Source organism: Aliamphritea spongicola (assembly GCF_017051665.1).
Lineage (GTDB): Bacteria > Pseudomonadota > Gammaproteobacteria > Pseudomonadales > Balneatricaceae > Amphritea > Amphritea spongicola.
Map to the genome: position 1 here is coordinate 1 of NZ_JAFIDL010000048.1, position 356 is coordinate 356.

Annotated in this window: 1 pseudogene; it reads right to left on the minus strand. The window is 66.3% G+C overall.

Features of this window, described 5'->3' with window-relative positions:
* Nucleotides 1-356 (minus strand): annotated as a pseudogene (locus tag JYB63_RS22680) (glutamine synthetase); the annotation flags it as partial.

A 356-nucleotide genomic window follows, 5' to 3' on the forward strand; every position in this document is an offset into this window, starting at 1 on the left:
GCTGATGTTCAAACTCGTACAGCGCGTCGCTCTGGCGGATCGGCAGCGGCAGCCCCTCTTGCTCCAGCCCGTTGCCGGTCACCGGCTCAGGCAGCGGCAGTAGGTTGTCCAGCCCGTACAGCATGCCGGCCAGGATCGCCGCCATCACCAGATACGGATTGGCGTCGGCGCCGGCCACGCGATACTCCACCCGATGGTTCTCCGGTTCGCCGCAGGGAATGCGCAGCGCCACGGTGCGGTTATTGTGGCCCCAGGCGGCCTGGATCGGCACATACATCCCCGGCTGGAAACGCCGATAGGCATTGACGTTCGGCGCCAACAGCGCCATCGACGCCGGCATCAGGGTGATCATCCCG